The organism is Roseateles aquae (assembly GCF_032337115.1).
Classification (GTDB): Bacteria; Pseudomonadota; Gammaproteobacteria; order Burkholderiales; family Burkholderiaceae_C; genus Roseateles_C; species Roseateles_C aquae.
Window position 1 is genome coordinate 328,590 of record NZ_JAVXZY010000001.1, and the last position, 16,795, is coordinate 345,384.

Annotated in this window: 13 protein-coding genes; all 13 read right to left on the reverse strand. The window is 64.7% G+C overall.

Annotation, left to right across the window (positions count from 1 at the left end; genetic code table 11):
• Position 1: 1 nt before the first annotated feature.
• Positions 2-1,114, reverse strand: coding sequence for a glycosyltransferase family 4 protein (locus RQP53_RS01475; protein WP_315648199.1), 1,113 nt, complete (start codon positions 1,112-1,114; stop codon positions 2-4).
• Positions 1,111-2,337, reverse strand: coding sequence for a TIGR04063 family PEP-CTERM/XrtA system glycosyltransferase (locus tag RQP53_RS01480; RefSeq protein ID WP_315649174.1), 1,227 nt, complete (start codon positions 2,335-2,337; stop codon positions 1,111-1,113). Before RQP53_RS01480 ends, RQP53_RS01475 begins: the two co-directional genes overlap by 4 nt.
• Before the next feature lie 2 nt (positions 2,338-2,339).
• Positions 2,340-4,295, reverse strand: coding sequence for an XrtA/PEP-CTERM system amidotransferase (locus RQP53_RS01485; protein WP_315648200.1), 1,956 nt, complete (start codon positions 4,293-4,295; stop codon positions 2,340-2,342).
• Positions 4,296-4,300: 5 nt separating this feature from the next.
• Entirely contained in the window at positions 4,301-5,485 is a 1,185-nt protein-coding gene (locus tag RQP53_RS01490; RefSeq protein WP_315648201.1) for a TIGR03088 family PEP-CTERM/XrtA system glycosyltransferase, read from the reverse strand.
• A gap of 29 nt (positions 5,486-5,514) precedes the next feature.
• A complete protein-coding gene (locus RQP53_RS01495; protein ID WP_315648202.1) occupies positions 5,515-6,795 on the reverse strand; it encodes a nucleotide sugar dehydrogenase in 1,281 nt (426 codons plus the stop codon).
• Positions 6,796-6,870: 75 nt separating this feature from the next.
• Positions 6,871-8,445 carry an exosortase A gene (gene xrtA, locus RQP53_RS01500; protein ID WP_315648204.1) on the reverse strand — a complete coding sequence of 525 codons (1,575 nt, stop codon included), beginning with the start codon at positions 8,443-8,445 and terminating at the stop codon, positions 6,871-6,873.
• Positions 8,442-9,638: a TIGR03087 family PEP-CTERM/XrtA system glycosyltransferase gene (locus tag RQP53_RS01505; protein ID WP_315648205.1), complete on the reverse strand. Its 1,197-nt coding sequence runs from the start codon at positions 9,636-9,638 to the stop codon at positions 8,442-8,444. Before RQP53_RS01505 ends, xrtA begins: the two co-directional genes overlap by 4 nt.
• A 4-nt stretch (positions 9,639-9,642) precedes the next feature.
• On the reverse strand, positions 9,643-10,689 hold the full coding sequence (locus tag RQP53_RS01510) for a FemAB family XrtA/PEP-CTERM system-associated protein (protein ID WP_315648206.1): 1,047 nt from the start codon (positions 10,687-10,689) through the stop codon (positions 9,643-9,645).
• Positions 10,690-11,586 (reverse strand): XrtA system polysaccharide deacetylase, encoded by an 897-nt coding sequence (locus tag RQP53_RS01515; protein WP_315648208.1) that lies wholly within the window; start codon positions 11,584-11,586, stop codon positions 10,690-10,692. It abuts the gene before it with no gap.
• A 2-nt stretch (positions 11,587-11,588) separates the two neighbouring features.
• On the reverse strand, positions 11,589-12,686 hold the full coding sequence (locus tag RQP53_RS01520; protein WP_315648209.1) for an XrtA/PEP-CTERM system-associated ATPase: 1,098 nt from the start codon (positions 12,684-12,686) through the stop codon (positions 11,589-11,591).
• Positions 12,687-12,706: 20 nt separating this feature from the next.
• Positions 12,707-14,239, reverse strand: coding sequence for a TIGR03016 family PEP-CTERM system-associated outer membrane protein (locus tag RQP53_RS01525; RefSeq protein ID WP_315648210.1), 1,533 nt, complete (start codon positions 14,237-14,239; stop codon positions 12,707-12,709).
• A gap of 4 nt (positions 14,240-14,243) precedes the next feature.
• Positions 14,244-15,191: an XrtA-associated tyrosine autokinase gene (locus RQP53_RS01530; protein ID WP_315648212.1), complete on the reverse strand. Its 948-nt coding sequence runs from the start codon at positions 15,189-15,191 to the stop codon at positions 14,244-14,246.
• Between the two features lies 1 nt (position 15,192).
• The gene (locus tag RQP53_RS01535) at positions 15,193-16,773 is read right to left on the reverse strand and encodes an XrtA system polysaccharide chain length determinant (protein WP_315648213.1); all 1,581 of its coding nucleotides are present in this window, start codon (positions 16,771-16,773) and stop codon (positions 15,193-15,195) included.
• Positions 16,774-16,795 lie beyond the last annotated feature (22 nt).

The following is a 16,795-nucleotide window of genomic DNA, read 5'->3' on the forward strand; positions in this document are numbered from 1 at the left end:
TTCAGGCAGACTTCAATCCAGAGCGGGTGCTGCTGCCATTGCAAGCCTGTTGATAGCTCTGCAGCAGCAGCGGCGCCACGCGCGCCCAGGTGTAGCGTTCGACCTCGGCCAGGCCCTGCTCGACCAAGCGCTGGCGCAGTGCCGCATCGTCCAGCACCCGCAGCACTGCAGCGGCAAGTTCAGCCGGCTGAGCCGGCTTGACCAGCAGGCCGGTGCGCTCATGCTCAAGCAGATAAGGCACGCCGCCCACATCGGTGCTGACCACCGGCACACCGCTGGCCAGGGCCTCCAGTACTGAGTTGGGCATGTTGTCGGTCAGGCTGGGGTTGAGCATGACGCTGGCGCTTTGATACAGCCCCGCCATCGCCTCGCGTTCGAGCCGCCCGGCAAAGCGCACGACGTCGGCGAGGCCCAACTCGCCCGCCAGCGCCTGCAGCCGCGCCAGCTCCGGCCCGGTGCCGGCCAGCGTCAGCCGCGCCTGCGGATGGCGCTCGCGAACAATCGCCAGCGCGCGGATGGCGCTGGCGTTGTCGTAAAGGTCTTCCAGATTGCGGGTGACGATCAGGTGCGGCTCGCTCGCCGGCACCGCTTGCTGCGCCGGCTTGTAGCGGCTCAGATTGATGATGTTGGGCACCACGCTGGCACTGATGGCATGCTCGGCAAACACCTGTTTCAGAAAGCCCGAGGGCACGATCAGCCCGGCGCTGCGGCGCATCGTCGCCCGCACACTGGGGGCCGACTGCTGCAGGAAGCTGGCCGCCCCGCCGCCCCGGTAGTTCACCACCAGCGGCGTGCCGCGCACGCGCGCCATCCAGATCGCCGGTGCGGCAAACAGATGCCAGGACCAGCCGGAATTGGCCATCATGTGCATCACCGTGCTGCGCCCCGCTACCGTCCAAAGCTGCCAGAGATAGGGCAGCAGGCGGAACCAGGCACGAATCACCGGCAAGCGCCCAGCCCAGGCCGGTTGATAAGGCCGGTTGGTCTGCACGATCTCGACCTCGGCGCCCTCGCCGCGCAGCAGATCGGCCAGCTGTGCCGTCTGCAGCGCCATGCCGCCGGCCGGCGGCGCCAGCGGGCCAACCAGGCCGATGCGCATGCCCGCAAAGCTCATCCGCGCGGCCCCGCCAGCAAGGCCTTGTAGGGCTCGATATAGCCGGAGGCCGAACGCGTCCAGTTGCGCTCGGTTTCAACAAAGCGGCGGCCCTCGGCACGCATCGCGTCCCAATGCTCGCGGCCGGCGAGCGCGCGCAGCACGGTGGTCACCAGCGCATCGGCGTCGCCGGCCTTGAACAGATGGCCGGTCTTGCCGTCAGCGATCAGCTCGCGATGGCCGCCGACATCGGATGCCACCAGCAGATGGCCCTGCGCCATCGCCTCCAGCGGCTTCAAGGGCGTGACCAGCTCGGTCAGCCGCATCGGATGACGCGGATAGACCAGCAGATCGACCAGATCGTAATAACGGTTCACTTCCGCATGCGGCACGCGGCCGGTGAACACCACCTTGTCGGCAATGCCCAGCGCCTGGGCCTGCGCCTTGAGCGCCTGCTCCTGCGGCCCGCCGCCGACCAGCAGCACGCGCAGCTCGGGCCTTGCCGCCAGCAGCTTGGGGAAGGCGGCCAGCAGCAGATCCAGGCCTTCGTAGGCGTAGAAGCTGCCGATGAAGCCCAGCACGGTGGCGCCGGTCAAGCCCCACTTGGCCAGCAATTCGGCATCGGCCGGTTTGCCGAGCTCGAAGTCAGACAGATTGATCGCATTCGGGATCACGCTGACCTTACTCTTGGGCAAACCGCGGGCCACGATGTCGGCGCGCAAGCCCTCGCAGATGGTGAACACGTGGTCGACCCGCTTCAGCGCATAGGTCTCCATCGCGCGGGTCAGGCGGTAACGCAGGCTGCCTTCGGTGGTGGTGCCGTGGTCCACCGCGGCGTCCTCCCAAAAGGCACGCACCTCGTAGACGACCGGAATGCCGAGCCGCTTGCCCACGCGCAGCGCCGGCAGCGCATTGAGCACCGGCGAATGGGCATGGATCACCTGCGGCTTGATCTGCTCGGCCACCTGCTGCAGGCGCTGCTCCAGGGCCTTCATCAGGCGCAGCTCACCGAGGCCCGGCAGACCACCTGGCGCAGGCGGCGCGCTGCGATAGAAATGCCAGCCGTCCACGTCCTCTTCGGCGGCCGTGGTCGCGCCCTTGCCCTGCCCGGCCTGGTGCTTGGGACTGGTGATGTGGAAGGTGTCCCAACCAAGCTCGCGCTGCGCCTTCAGCAGCGACAGGGTTCGAAAGGTATAGCCGCTGTGCAGGGGGATCGAATGATCGAGCACATGCAGGACGCGCACGCTCATGTCGCCACCGCCGCTTCTTGTTGTTGGATGTGTTGCGTCAAACCCGGTTGCTCGAGGCCGGCGTCATAGACCTTGCGCAGGAAGGCTTCGAACATCAGCAAGGTCCACAGCGGTGCGCTGTAGTCGCGCGCGCCGCTTTGGTGTGCATCAACCAGATGCTCCAGGTACTCGCGGTTGAACCAGCCGGTCTCGGCCAGGCGTGGACCCAGCACCGCCTCGCGCACGCGCTGCTTCAGCGGGCCGCGGAACCACCGTGCCAGCGGCACAGCAAAACCCTGCTTGGGGCGGTAGAGGATGTCGTCGGACAACATCGGCTCCATCGCCTTCTTCAGCAGGTACTTGCCCTCGTTGCCGCGCACCTTCAGATCGGAGGGCAGCGTTCCCAGCCATTCGACCAGCTGATGGTCCATCAAGGGCTCGCGCACCTCCAGTGAATGGGCCATGCTGGCGCGGTCGACCTTGGTGTTGATATCGCCGACCAGATAGGTCTTGATATCCAGGTACTGGATCAGCGCCAGCGGATCATCGGTGCCGGCGCGGGCGGCGTGCTGCTCGAACACGTTCAGCGCCGAATAGCCGGCGCACTCGGCCTTGAAGCGCGGGCTGAACAGCTGCTCGCGCATCGGGCCACGCATGATGGAGATCGAGTGGAAATAGCCCTCGACGGAATCACGCGACATGCCTTCGAACGTCGTCTTGGCACGGAACATCCGCGGCGCCCAGTCGGCCTTGGGATAGACGCGGCCGAGGAAACCGAACAGCGGCTTGCGCAGACCATCGGGCAGCGCCGAACGCATCTTTTCTTCCATCAGATGTAGGCGGTAGCGGCGGTAGCCGCCAAAGGTCTCGTCGCCACCGTCTCCGGACAGCGCCACGGTGACATGCTTGCGGGCCAGCTGGCAGACCCGGTAGGTCGGGATCGCCGAGCTGTCGGCATAGGGCTCGTCGTAGAGCAGCGCCAGCGTGTCGATCAGATCGAAGTCGTCGCTCTTGACGATCTCCAGCCGGTGGTTGGTCTTGTAGCGATCGGCCACCGTCTTGGCGAACTCGCTCTCGTTGAAGGCCGGGTCGTCAAAGCCGATCGAGCAGGTGTTGACCGGCGTGTCGCTCAGGCCGGCCATGGTGGCGACCACCGCGCTGGAATCCACACCGCCGCTCAGAAAGGCACCCAGCGGCACCTCGGCAATCATGCGCAGGCGCACCGACTCACGCAGCTGGCGCTGCAGCTCTTCGCAGGCCTCCTCCGCGCTGATCTTGCTGTCCAGCGTGAAGCGCACATCCCAGAACTGCTTGGGCTCGCCGATCGGCTGGCCGCGGCGGATCAAGAGGCTGTGGCCCGGGGCCAGCTTGCGTGCCTGCTTGAAGATGCAGCGCGGCTCGGCCACATAGCCCAGCGCGAAATACTCTTCCAGCGCCAGCGGGTCGAGCTCGCGTTTCATGCCGCCATGGGCCAGCAGCGATTTCAGTTCCGAGCCGAACAACAGCTGGCCGTCGTCCAGCAGCGCGTAGTGCATGGGTTTGACACCCATGCGGTCGCGGGCCATGAAGAAGCACTGCTGGTTGCGATCCCACAGCGCAAAGGCAAACATGCCGCGCAGGCGCTGCACGCAGTCTTCGCCCCAGGCTTCCCAGGCATGGACGATGCACTCGGTGTCGCTCTTGGTGTGGAACACATGGCCCAGCGCCTGCAGCTCGGGGATCAGCGACTGGTAGTTGTAGATCTCGCCGTTGAAGACGATGGACACGGTGCCATCCTCATTGAACAGCGGCTGCTGGCCCGTCGCGATATCGATGATGGAGAGCCGGCGATGGCCGAATCCGACACCGGGCTCCAGATGGACCGAGCCCTCGTCCGGGCCGCGATGCCATTGCGAGTCGTTCATGCGCCTGAGGCGCTGCTCGTCGATCGCGCGCTCGCCCCGCGTGTCGAAGATGCCGGTGATTCCACACATGCTGTTCAGCTCTTGTTCGGTTGAGCGAGGCCCGGAGAGCCCCGCTGAATGCGCTCATTGTCGTAGAGCGACTGGTAGTTCGCCACCATGCTGTCCAGGCTGAAGCGGCGCAGCGCACGCTCTCGGCCCAGTCGGCCCATGCGCTCGCGCCGGGCTTCATCAGTGATCACCGTTTGCAGCGCGGTCGTGAGTCCGGCCACATCGCCCGCCTCGAACAGCAAGCCGGTCTCGCCCGCCTCCAGCAATTCGGCATTGCCCCCGACCCGGCTGGCCAGCACCGGCAGGCCGGCGGCCATCGCTTCCAGAATCGTGTTCGAGATGCCCTCGGCCAGCGAGGGCAGCACGAAGATGTCCATCGCCTGCATCAGCGTGGCCACATCACTGCGATCACCGGGCAGCCAGGCCAGATCGGCCAGGCCCTGCGCCTGCAGCCAGCCCTGCACGGTGGCGCGCATCGGCCCGTCGCCCACAATCACCAGCCGCAGCCGCTCACGAAGCGTCGGCTCGGCCTGCAGCAGCGCCGCAAAAGCCTTGGCCAGGCTCAGCTGGTCCTTGACCGCCTGCATGCGACCGACGGTGCCGATCAGCAGATGCCGGGCCGGATCGAAGGGGCAGTCGGGCAGCGCCGGCTTTTGCGCCCGTGCCGCAAAGCGAGCGGTGTCGACGCCGTTGTAGATCTGCACGATGCGCTCGGCCTTGATGCCGACCTTGTCGCGCAGATAGCCTTCCAGATCCTGCGACAGCGCCACATAGCGATGCACAAAGGGGCTGTAGAGCCGGCGCATGCGCTGGTAGCGGGTGTTGCTGCCATCCAGGTCGTCGACATCGCGGCCATGCTCGCCATGAATGCGCACCGGCACGCCTGCCGCCCAGGCCGGCACCGTGCATTCCAGTGCGGCCAGATTGCGGGTGTGGACGATGGCGGGCCGAAGCTGGCGGAACAGCCGGTACAGCTTGGGATAGAGCCAGATGCCGTGGCCCGGCGGCTTGTGCAACGCATGGAACTCGACGTCCTCGCGCAGCACCCGCGTCTTGAAGCCGGTCACCTCGGTCAGGGCCAGCACCGCATGGCGGTAGGCCGTGCCAGGCATGCGGTTGATCAGATTGACGACCCCGTTCTCCAGCCCGCCGGTATCGAATCGATAGACGACGTGCAGCACCAGGGGCCGTGAATCCGCTCGCTTCTCCATGCCTTGACCGTTGCGCTCCGGATCGATGCTTACAGACGCCAGACGCGCAGGCCTGCCGCTTCCAGCGCAGCCTGGTCGAACGCAGCCTTGACGTCGATGAAGGCGCCGCCGGCCACCAGCTTGTCGCTGATCTCGGCCACGCTCAGAGCCTTGTAGCCCTTGTGCGCCACCGCCGCGACGATGGCGTCGGCTTTGGGCAGCTCGGCCCAGCTGACGGTGCGCACGCCGTACTCGTGCACCGCCTCTTCCGGATCGGCATCGGGGTCGGTTACGGTCACTTCAACGCCATAGCTTTGCAGCTCGCGGATGATGTCGATCACCTTGGAGTTGCGCAGATCGGCGCAGTCTTCCTTGAAGGTCAGGCCCAGCACGTTGACGCGGGCGCCCTTGATCGCGCAGCCGGCGGCAATCATCTGCTTGATGGTCTGCTCGGCGACGAACTTGCCCATGCTGTCGTTGATACGGCGGCCGGCCAGGATGACTTGCGGGTGGTAGCCCAGCATGTCGGCCTTGTGGGTCAGGTAGTAGGGGTCGACGCCAATGCAGTGGCCGCCGACCAGACCCGGCTTGAACTTCAGGAAGTTCCACTTGGTGCCGGCGGCTTCCAGCACCTCGGAGGTGTCCAGGCCGATCTTGTCGAAGATGATGGCCAGCTCGTTCATCAGCGCGATGTTCAGATCGCGCTGGGTGTTCTCGATCACCTTGGCGGCCTCGGCCGTCTTGATGCTGGAGGCGCGGTGCACGCCGGGGACAATGATGCGCTCGTAGAGCTTGGCGACCGCGTCCAGCGTCTCGGGCGTGTCGCCGGAGACGATCTTCAGGATCTTGGTCAGCGTGTGTTCCTTGTCGCCCGGGTTGATGCGCTCGGGGCTGTAGCCGACGAAGAAGTCCTGCTTCCACTTCAGGCCCGATTCACGCTCCAGCACCGGGATGCAGACCTCTTCGGTGGCGCCGGGGTAGACGGTGCTCTCGTACACGACGATGGCGCCCTTCTTCATGTGGCGGCCGACGCTGGTGGAGGAGCCGATCAGCGGCTTGAAGTCGGGGATGTGGGCTTCGTCGACCGGCGTGGGCACGGCGACGATGATGATGTCGGCCTCGGCCAGCATCTTGGGGTCGGCGGTGTAGACGGCCTGCGTGGCAGCCTGCACCTGCTCATCGCTCAGTTCACGCGAAGGGTCGGTGCCGCGCTGGCAGGCTTCCACCTTGGACGTCGCGATATCGAAGCCGATGGTGCGCATCTGCTTGCCGAACTCCACCACCAGCGGCAGGCCCACATAGCCCAGGCCAATCACTGCTACCGTCGTCATTTCAGTTCCCTTTTCTTCGTTGATCGCTGTCATGTCATCGCAGCTGCCAGGCCTTTGTCGGCCAGGCAGCGGGCTTCACTTCATCGTGTTCGTGCCGGCCGCCTCGGCCCGCGCCTTGGTTTGGGCCAGTTGCCCGGCCCAGCCAGTCAGGTTGTTCTTCAAGAAGCCGTCCAGCAGCTGCTGGGTGTTCTCGCCCTGGCGCATGGGCATGAAGACCAGCAGCAGCGCGGCATCGTCGCCGCGGCCGAACAGCCGGTCGAGCGCGCCATAGAGCTTGCCGCGCGTTTCCGAACGCATCAGCCGGCCATTGACCCAGAAGGTTTGTGCCACCAGCAGCCGCGGCTGCTCCAGCGCCGCCCAATCGCGGGCACCGCGGATTTCACGCAGTTCCAGGCTGACGCCACTACCGGCCAGGTCGATCTCATGGGCGCGGCTGCCGAGCAGGGTCCAGGGCCCATGCTCGCCGCCGCCAGGGACGATGCTTTGCATGCCCAGCAGCCGGCGCTCGCCGGCCTGGTTGCGGTAATAGGCCAGGTAGAGGCAGGCGGATTGCTCGCCCTTGGCATAACACTGCAGCTGCTCGGCATTGGGCGATTCCGCCTTGGGCGTCCAGCCCAGGCTGTTGGCAACAGGCCGCCAACCTTGGGCCGCGAAATCGGCCGGCACCAGACTGACGTCGCCGCCGCTCAGCGGCCGCGCCGCAATGCGTTCGGACCATTGCTTCAGACCCGCCATGCCGCCCCCGACCAGCAGCGCGAGCAGCAAGGTGGCCACGCCAGGCATCTGGCGAGGCAGATCAGGCATGGGTCGAGGCGGCACCGGATCGGGCACCGGATCGGCGAAGCGAGCGCCAATGCTGAACATGCCCAGCATGATGATGCCGAAGAACACCCAGCCGTAAACGATGTGGTCCACGCCGGTGGCCAGCTGGTTGTTGGACAGATGGCCGATCATCACGATCAGATACGCGCGCACCCAGTTGGCCAGCAGCGGCAGAAAGGTCGCCACCGCGATGAAGACCATGCGGCGGCGCAGGCTGTTGAAGTTCAGGTACGCGAACAGCGTGCCGACCATCACCGAAGCGATCAGATAGCGAATGCCGCTGCAGGCCTCGACCACCGACCAGCTGCCCGAGGGAATGACAAAACTCAGCCCTTCGCGATAGACCGGAATGCCGGTGAAGCGCAGCGCGACGACGGTGAAATCGGCCGTCAAAGACATCAGCGTCGGCAGCATGAATTCGCCAGCCGGCACCGCAAAGAACAGAAAGCCCAGCGCAAAGGCAAACGCCTTGCACACCGCTGGCCCGAAGCTGGCCAGCAGCACGGCGATCAGCATGAAGACAAAGCTGAACTGCATCACCACATTGGCCGAACCCAGCCACGCGGCCATCCAGGCCAGCGCACCGGCGGCCAGCAGCAGCAGCCCCGGCCACCACAGGCGGGGCGCCTGCTGCAGCCATTCGGCACGATTGCGCCAGATCAGCCAGATCGAAATCGGCGGCACGACAAAGGCATGCGCAAAGGTCTCCGAGCGCATCCAGATCTCGAACATATCGACCGCCGAGCCACCAAACAGCAGCGACAACAGCGTCAGCAGGATCAGCGCCGCAACGACGCTGGGCTGCCAGGCGGCAGGCAGGCGCTTCATGCAGCTTGCTCCAGAAAGCGGTCCAGCCCGGACAGATGCGCGTCCCAGCTGTAGCTTTGCAGCACCCGCTGGCGCGCCGCCTGTCCGATGGCCTGGCTGCGGGCCGGATCGGCCAGCAGGCGCTCGACCTCGGCCACATAGTCTTCGGCCTCGGTGGCGCCGATCAGCTCACGACCAGCCTCGGCATCGATGGCGCCAACACAGCTCGACGCCGCCACCACCGCCTTGCCCATGGCCATGGCCTCCAGCACCTTGTTCTGGATACCACGGGCCAGGCGCAGCGGTGCCACCACCGCGGCCGCATGCTGCAGATAGGGGCGCACATCATCGACGGTGCCGGTCACCGTGACCGCCTCGCCGGCCAGCGCTTGCACGGCCGGCGTCGGGCTGCGGCCGACGATGTAGAAATGCAGCGCCGGGAAGCGCGCGCGCAGCGCCGGCAGGCTGCTTTGCACAAACCAGCTCACCGCGTCGACATTGGGCCAGTAGTCCATGGCGCCGGTGAAGACCAGCGGCAGCGTGCCGGCAGGGAAAGGCGAGGCCATCGCCGGATCAGGGCAGAAGAATTCGGCATCGACGCCATTGCACAGCGGATCGACCCGACCTGCCGCTTCAGGCGCCGCATCAAGAAAGAGCTGCACTTCCTTCGGCGTGACGAAGAAGGAGTGACGCGCCTGCGCCGCCACGGCGCGCTCAAAGCCCAGCAGCTTCTCGCCCTCGCGGGCATACAGCCATGACAGCGGCCAGCCATGCTTGGCGCCGTACTCGGTCCACTTGGCCGAATCCAGATCGACGAAATCGACCAGCACGGGCAGGCCGAGCCCCGTCGCGTATTGCGCCATCGTCGACGAAAACACCACCACCGCATCGATCTGCTCGCGCGCGCAGACCTGCTTGATCCAGGCCGACAGGCCGGCGTTGCGGTAGTAGGGCAGGCTCAGCGCTTCGCCGGTCAGCAGGCCGCGCAGGCTGGCCAGCTTGGCCTGGCGCGGATGCAGCGCAGCCAGATGCATATCGGCCACCAGGGGCTGCAGCCGCGGCAGATGCTGCCAGTCATCGGGGTCGTCGACAAAGCTGCCCAGCCAGACCTGGTGCCGCGCCGCCAAATGCTTGAGCAGATGGTAGGAACGCACCTTGTCGCCCTTGTTGGGCGGATAAGGAATGCGGTGAACCAGGTAGAGGATCTTGGCCATAGCCTCAACCGAGATTGCGCACGATGAAGGGGCCCAGCCAGGTTGCGACCGACAGCGGCAGCTTGCGCCAGGTGGCGATCAGCAACTTGTACTTGGCATTGCTCGGATTGTTCTGCGGCACGCTGTCGCGCTTGTAGAGGCGGTACTCGTAGTGCAGCGGCGTCGGCTCAAAGCCCCAGTTCTTCTTGAAAGCATAGGGGCCGGTGCCCTGCTTGCTGCGGCCGTAGTCAAACACCTTGAGGCCGCGGGCGCAGGAGCGGCGCATCAGTTCCCAGTACTTGAAATCGTTGGCGGCCAAGTCACGCGCTGCCGGGTAGTCGCCGGCGTAGTAAGGCAGCACCTCGTCGCGGAAATAGAAGCTCAGCACGCTGGACAGCACCTGCTGCTGGGCATCGGTGACGGTCAGGACCTCGCAGTCGGCACCGAACTCGTCCATCAAGGCCTGGAAGAAGGCCTTGGGCATGGCTGGGGTGCCATGGCGGTGAACGTTGTCGGCATAGACGGCAAAGAAGCGATCGACGTTGGTGTCGACATGGCTGATCAACCCATTCTTGATGCCCTTGCGCACCATCGCCCGCTGCTTGCGCGGGATGGCGTTCATATTGGCTTCTTCCTCGGGCAGGATTTCCTTGCGGAAGGTGACGTAGAGATCCTGCTTGGGCCAGTCCGCATGGTGCGGCTCGACATTGCGGTATTCGAGATGGGCCACGCCCAGGCGTTGGGCCAACTGATCAGCCTCGGCTTCCAGCGCCGTCGCGGCGGCTTCGTCCAGCGCCACAACGCCGCCATAGACGGCAAAGGGCAAGGCCGCCAGCGAGTTGCCGAACAGCCAGCTGTTCACATGGGCCAGCGGCAGCACTCCGACGATCTCGCCGCCACGCTCGGCATAGAGGTAATGGCAATCGTGCTTGAACACGCGCGAGATCACGCGCTGCCAACCGGCACGGTGGAAGAAGGTGGCCGCCGGCTGGGCCAGCACAAAAGCGTCCCAACGCGCAGCGGCGGTCGAGTCCTGCGCGGCGAGGCGCTTGACGGTCAGCGTAGCTTGCATTCAGTGTGCCGCCTGAGCCAGATGAACCGGATGGGCCGACGCGGGAGCCAGCGCCTGACGCTCGGGCAGGAAGATGTCGTCCATGCGCCCCCAGCGGAAATCGCGCAGCAGGTGTGCGATGCGGGCCTCGGTGCGGGCGAGGTTGACGTAGTGGCGGAAGCGCGTCTTTGCATCGATGCCGGCGATGCGCGGCTGTTCGACGTCAATCTCCCAGGGGTGGAAATAGAACACCGCCGACTGCTGATCCTGCGCATTCACGCGGCGCAGCATCCAGCGCGACAGCGCATACGGCAGCAGCCGGAAATAGCCACCGCCGCTGGACGGCAGATTGCGGTCCATCACACGCAGCGTGGTCACCGGAATCTCGATCAGCCCTGCCCTCACCTCGTGGGCAAAGCGTGGCGCATCGGGCATGCCGTAATGGTCGTGCTTGATCGGGTAGACGCTGGAGCTGTAGCGATAGCCAGCCGCGGCGAGCTCGTCAAACGCCCACAGATTGCCCTCGCCGATGGAGAAGCTGGGCGCCCGGTAGCCCAGCACCGGCTGGCCGCCAAGGTCTTCGAGGATGGCCTTGGCGTCGACGATGTCCTTGCGGAAGGCCTCGGGGCTCAGATCGCTGGCACGTTCGTGGCCATAGCCGTGGCTGGCCAGCTCATGCCCCTGGGCAACAATTTCGCGCACCAGTGCCGGAAAGCGCTCGGCCACCCAGCCCAGCGTGAAAAACGTGGCGCGGGTGTCATGCTTGGCCAGCAGATCCAGAATGCGGCCGACATTGCGTGGCACCCGGCATTCGCGGGCTTCCCAATCGCTGCGCTTGATATAGGGCGCGAAGGCCGAGACCTGGAAGTAGTCTTCCACGTCAATCGTCATCGCATTGATCGGCGTACTGCTCTTCATGTTCAAGACTCACCGCCATGGGACTTGGCCGCTTCCACCAGCCGTTGCAGCAGCGTCAGCGTCTGCAGATTGATGCGTTCCAGCCGCATCAGGCTGCGTTCCAGTCGCTGCAGACGGTCGGTGTGATGATCCTGGCTCAGGCTGCCCAACTGGGCCGAAATGGCATCGGCCTCGGCGGCGCGGATGCGCAGGCGCGAAACATCGATATCGACCCCGCCGCCGACGTCGCTGCCGCGGCCCAGCTCGGAATCGCTGTACAGCGGCGCCGGACGCGAGGCGGCAGGCACCTCGGACTCCTGCGCCATGTCCTTCAGCACCTCGTTGACATCGGCCAGCGTCAGGTGCGTCTTGCCGCCCATGAAGCCGAGCAGCAGCAGGCGGTCGCACAGCGAGTTGATGCGCCGTGGAATGCCGTTGCTGGCCTTGTGGATTGCCACAAAGGCCTCGGCATCAAAGGTTGGCTTGCCGCTGCCACCGGCGCACTTCAGCCGGTGCTCGATGTAGCGCTGCGTCTCTTCCTCGTCCAGCGGGCCGATATGGCAGGTCGCCGCCACACGCTGACGGAACTGTTCCATCTCCGGCCGCTGCAGGATGGCACGGAACTCGGGCTGGCCGACCAGAAAGGTCTGCAGCAGCGACTGGTTGCCGAACTGGAAGTTCGACAGCATGCGCAGCTCCTCGACCGCACGAGCGCTGAGGTTCTGGGCCTCGTCGACGATCAGCAGGCAGCGCTTGCCCTGCGTGGTCTGGTTGACGAAGAAGGCCTCGAGCGTCATCAGCAGCTCGGACTTCGGCAGGTCTTTGACGCGCACACCAAAGGCGGCGCCGACCATGCGCAGCGTGTCTTCCGCATCGAGCTGGGTGGTGACCAGATTGCCAATCACCACATTGCTGCGGTTCAGGCTGTCCAGCAGGCCGCGCAGCAGCGTCGTCTTGCCCGCGCCGACCTCGCCGGTGATGACGATGAAGCCATCATTGCGCAGCACGCCATAGTCCAGATAGGCCTTGGCACGACGGTGCTGCTTGCTACCGAAGTAGAAACTGGGATCTGGGCTGAGCTGGAAGGGCTTGCTGCTCAGCCCGTAAAACGCTTCATACATGGACGGCGCTCAATGCTCTGTCAAAACTGCTGCTGCAGCGTGCCGTACACCGAATTCTCGGTATAGGGGGCGGTCGTGCTGTCGAATTCGGCATGCCGAACACCCAGCGCCAAAGAGGTGCGATTGCCCAGGCGGCCGGTCCAGGCCGCGCTCAACGAACGCAGCGTGCTGGTGGCACTCGGCAGATCGGAGGTGGAACGCTGATACACCCACAGCAGGCTCAGCGAGGAGTCGGCAGCCAGTTTGTGGGCCAGATTCACATTCAAGCCCAGTTGGCGCACCACGGAGGCACCACCCAGTCCATCGTCCAGCAAGCTCAAGGCACCCAATCGGGTATTGCTGGTCCGCGAGCCCTGGACGGTCAGCGCATTGCGCAAACCTTCCAGCGCAAAGGAGAGTTCCTGCCGGCGTGCAATGGTCAGCGCCGCGGTGAGGAAGCCCGGCGTGGCAATCGCATCGGCGCTGAGGCCGTACTGCTGCAGCATCTCGTTGGTGCGCTTCTGGCGCGCCGCGGCATCCGGCTCGATGCTGGTCAACAGCGAATACAGCATGTCGAAATTGCTGCGCCCGCCCACACCCTGCTGGCCGCCGCCGTTGTCAACGCTGCGCGAGTCTGAATAGCGCCAGACCGAACGCGACATCCGGTGCTCGAAAGACAGGGAATGCGAATTGCCGTAGGCATGGTGATCCCAGCCCAGGCTGAACTTGGTGCGCAGCGTTGGCGTCCACTGCGCATCGGCGCCATAGGTCTTGCTCGACACTGGATCTGTGCTGGTGTAGTTGGTGCGCTCCTTGCCACCGCGCACCGAGAGGTTCACGTCGATATCCGGCTTGTAGAGCAGCGCGGCGTACAACCTGTCGTTCAGCGTTTCGCGCCCCGCCTTGGGCGCGACCTTTTGCGTGGCAACGGTGGCCGACCAGTTCAAGACCTTCTGGCCGCTGCCATTGACGACCAGGCTGGCACCTTTGCTGCTGCTGTCACCAAAAATCGTGTCCTTGGCCCGCGTCTCGCTGACGTTGACACGGGTCTCGAAATTGGCGACTTCGCCCAGGCGGCCGCGCGCATAGGGCGACAGCGCCAGGCTGCCGACTTCAGTGCGATTGCCGGTGGGATTGAGGTTGCTGCTGCTTTGCACGCCTTGGGCCGACACCGTCTGCTGAGAGATGGTGGCCGTGCCGTCAACGAAGAAGATGTTGTCGACCAACTCCGCCGTGGCCCGCGACGCCAGCTGCTGCTGGATCTGGCCGCTGCGATCAGTCTTGCCGTACATCAGCGCATTGATCGAGTAGTCCAGCGTCCCCTTCAGATGCGGGCTCTTGGCCTGCACACTGATGCCAGGCGCCACCTGCAGGATCACGGCGCCATCCTTCTCGGCATCGCGCAGCTTGAGGTTGTCCGTCACCGTGGTGGTGGCCGCCACATGAGGCGCCCAGGTGAAGGCACGCGCGGGCACGCCCTGAACCTGGGCTTGCGCAGCATGCGCCAGCAGCCCAGCCAAGCCGACCACAGTCACACGAAGCAGCACCGCGCTGCCGACACGCTTCCCATGCATCGACTTATTCCTTGGGCGCTTCATCTTCATGGCCGTAGCCGTAGCCGTAGCCATAGCTGTACCCATAGCCATAGGAGCCACCGGGTGACTCACGCACCTGGTTGAGCAGCATCATCTTGACCGGGCAAGCCTCGATGGTGGCCAAAGCCTGGGTTACCGCGCTCTGCGGCGTCTTTTCGGCATGGACAACGATGACGATCTGGCCCATATGCGAGGCCAGCACACGCGACTCGGTGGTCAGCAGCAGCGGCGGCGAATCGAAGATGATGATGCGATCCGAATAACGCTTCGCCGTATCGTCCAGCAACTGGCTCATGGCATCGCTGGCCAGCAATTCGGTGGCCCGTGCATGAGGCGTGCCGCTGGGCAGAATGGTCAGCTTGTCGATATTCGTGCGCAACAAGACATCGGACATTTCGGCCTGGTTTTCCAGCACATCGAGCAGGCCCGGGCCAGGGGGCAGTCCCAGCATGCGCAGCACCGAAGGGCGTGCCACATCGGCATCGACCAGCATCACCGTGTGATCCAGCTCGGCCGCAATGCTCATCGCCAGATTCAACGAAGTGAAGCTCTTGCCCTCACCGGCCAAGGCGCTGGTCACCATGATCAGGTTGGCGTGGTTGATCGTCTCGGCACCATGGCCGACGGCATTCTTGATCAGCGGGCGCTTGATGACACGGTACTGATCAGCGAACTGCGAGCGCGGTGCACTCGGTGTGATCAGGCCCATGGCCGCCAGCGCGTCGAGATCGAGTTCAACCCGCTTGGACACCGGCACCGGCTCGGCTGGCGCTTGCACCACAGGCTCGACTGGTGCTGCCGGCAGAGGTGCTGCCACCACAGGGATGACTGCCTCGGCCTGAGGGCGACCCAGATCTTCGGGCAGTTCAACACCAGCTTGGCGCAGCTGCGCCAATCGCTGGGCGGCTTGTTCGATAAGGCTGTCCGACATCTCAGGACGCTCCTTGATTGTTGAGCACAGCCATCACGCCCAGGCCGACGATGTACGCCAGCACCAGCACGGCAGAGCCGATCCAGAACCGGATCTTGTCGCGCCGCTCGCGGCGCAGGTCTTCCTCGCTGACCATCCGGGACACGACGCCCAGCACCGGCAATTCCGTCTTGTTGCGCAACTCGTTGGTGTCGAAAAACACCGGGCGCAGTTGGCTGGCCGCAAAGGACGCAAATACACCGGCGCCGATGGCTGCAGCCATGGCTGCCGCGAGCAGCATCAGGCGATTCGGCGCCACCGGCTGAGGTGCCACACGTGGTGGATCAATCAGGCGGAAGTCAGCGACGCCGGAGGCGACATCCAGCTCGCCCGAAATCGAGGCCGATTCACGCCGCGCGACCAGATCTTCGTAGTTCTTCTTGTGAATCGCGTAGTCGCGGTTCAGCTGGGCAGCCTCTGCTTCCAGTTGCGGTGCCGTCTTCATCGAGGTGAGCGCAGCCGAGTAACGGCCCTCATACTCACGCACGCGCGCCTTGAGCTGAGCCACCTGAACCTCTTGCATGGCCAGCATGCGGCTCATTTCCTGCTGCAGGAGGCTGGTCGGGCCGCCACGGCCGGCCGGTGCATTGAGCGCGGCCTTTTGCAATTCGGCGGCTTCCTTGCGCTTTTGCTCCTCGAGATCCTTGATCAGCTTGCGCGCGCTGATGATGTCGGGATGCTGTTCGGTATAGCGCTGCAGCAGCGCATCGAGATTACGCTTCTGTGCATCGATGCGCGCATCGATTTCGGGCGTGGCGCTGGACTGCGCCGACTCCTGCAGCAGGCTTTGCACAGTGCCCGAACCGAGGCGAGTCTTTTCGGCTTCCATCTGCGACTTGGCCGCATCACGCGCGTTCTCGGCCTCGCGCAATTCCAAGCGTGCGCGGTCGAGTTGCGCGCTCAACTCACTCAGGCGGCTGGCCGAATCCTTGCCCTCGCTCGCCGTCATTTGAATGTTGCGCAGACGGAATTCCTTCAGCCGTGACTCTGCCTCTTCCAGCTTGGCCTCGTAGTTCTTGATCTGTTCGTTGATGAAGGTGGTTGCAGTTGCTGTGTCCTTGCGGCTGGCACCGAGGCTTGATTCCACAAAGATCGACACCAGGGACTGCACGACGCGCTTGGCGGTTTCGGGCTCGGAATCACGATAGGCCAAGGTGTAGAGGTTGTCCCGCGCCGTGCTCTTGATCGACAACTCCTTGGTCAGCGTCTCGATCAACGCTTCCTGCTGCGCCTTGGTCTGGTTCTTCAAGTCCAGATCGGCCATGCGAACCAGCTTTTCGACATTGGGCCGGCTGATCAGTGTCCGACTCAGCATCACAACCTGCTGTTCAACATTGGGTTGCACCGCCAGGCCGGACATCAGCGGCTTCAGAATCGACTGGGTGTCGACATAAATCCGCGCACTGGCTTCATAGCGATTGGGCACTGTGAAGGTGATGATCGCCCCGACCAGGCCGGCAATCCACGCCACCAGCAATCCCGGCCAGCGGTATTTCCACATCCGCCGCAAAATCAGCAGTAACTGGGCAATGAGCAAATCCATGAGGACCTAGGCAGGTTGGAGC

What these genes read in the sequence shown, in the direction of transcription:
- RQP53_RS01475 (WP_315648199.1), bottom strand. Translation starts at nt 1,114, where the DNA reads ATGAGCTTTGCGGGCATGCGCATCGGCCTGGTTGGCCCGCTGGCGCCG.
- RQP53_RS01485 (WP_315648200.1), bottom strand. Translation starts at nt 4,295, where the DNA reads ATGTGTGGAATCACCGGCATCTTCGACACGCGGGGCGAGCGCGCGATC.
- RQP53_RS01490 (WP_315648201.1), bottom strand. Translation starts at nt 5,485, where the DNA reads ATGGAGAAGCGAGCGGATTCACGGCCCCTGGTGCTGCACGTCGTCTAT.
- RQP53_RS01495 (WP_315648202.1), bottom strand. Translation starts at nt 6,795, where the DNA reads ATGACGACGGTAGCAGTGATTGGCCTGGGCTATGTGGGCCTGCCGCTG.
- xrtA (WP_315648204.1), bottom strand. Translation starts at nt 8,445, where the DNA reads ATGAAGCGCCTGCCTGCCGCCTGGCAGCCCAGCGTCGTTGCGGCGCTG.
- RQP53_RS01505 (WP_315648205.1), bottom strand. Translation starts at nt 9,638, where the DNA reads ATGGCCAAGATCCTCTACCTGGTTCACCGCATTCCTTATCCGCCCAAC.
- RQP53_RS01510 (WP_315648206.1), bottom strand. Translation starts at nt 10,689, where the DNA reads ATGCAAGCTACGCTGACCGTCAAGCGCCTCGCCGCGCAGGACTCGACC.
- RQP53_RS01515 (WP_315648208.1), bottom strand. Translation starts at nt 11,586, where the DNA reads ATGAAGAGCAGTACGCCGATCAATGCGATGACGATTGACGTGGAAGAC.
- RQP53_RS01520 (WP_315648209.1), bottom strand. Translation starts at nt 12,686, where the DNA reads ATGTATGAAGCGTTTTACGGGCTGAGCAGCAAGCCCTTCCAGCTCAGC.
- RQP53_RS01525 (WP_315648210.1), bottom strand. Translation starts at nt 14,239, where the DNA reads ATGCATGGGAAGCGTGTCGGCAGCGCGGTGCTGCTTCGTGTGACTGTG.
- RQP53_RS01530 (WP_315648212.1), bottom strand. Translation starts at nt 15,191, where the DNA reads ATGTCGGACAGCCTTATCGAACAAGCCGCCCAGCGATTGGCGCAGCTG.
- RQP53_RS01535 (WP_315648213.1), bottom strand. Translation starts at nt 16,773, where the DNA reads ATGGATTTGCTCATTGCCCAGTTACTGCTGATTTTGCGGCGGATGTGG.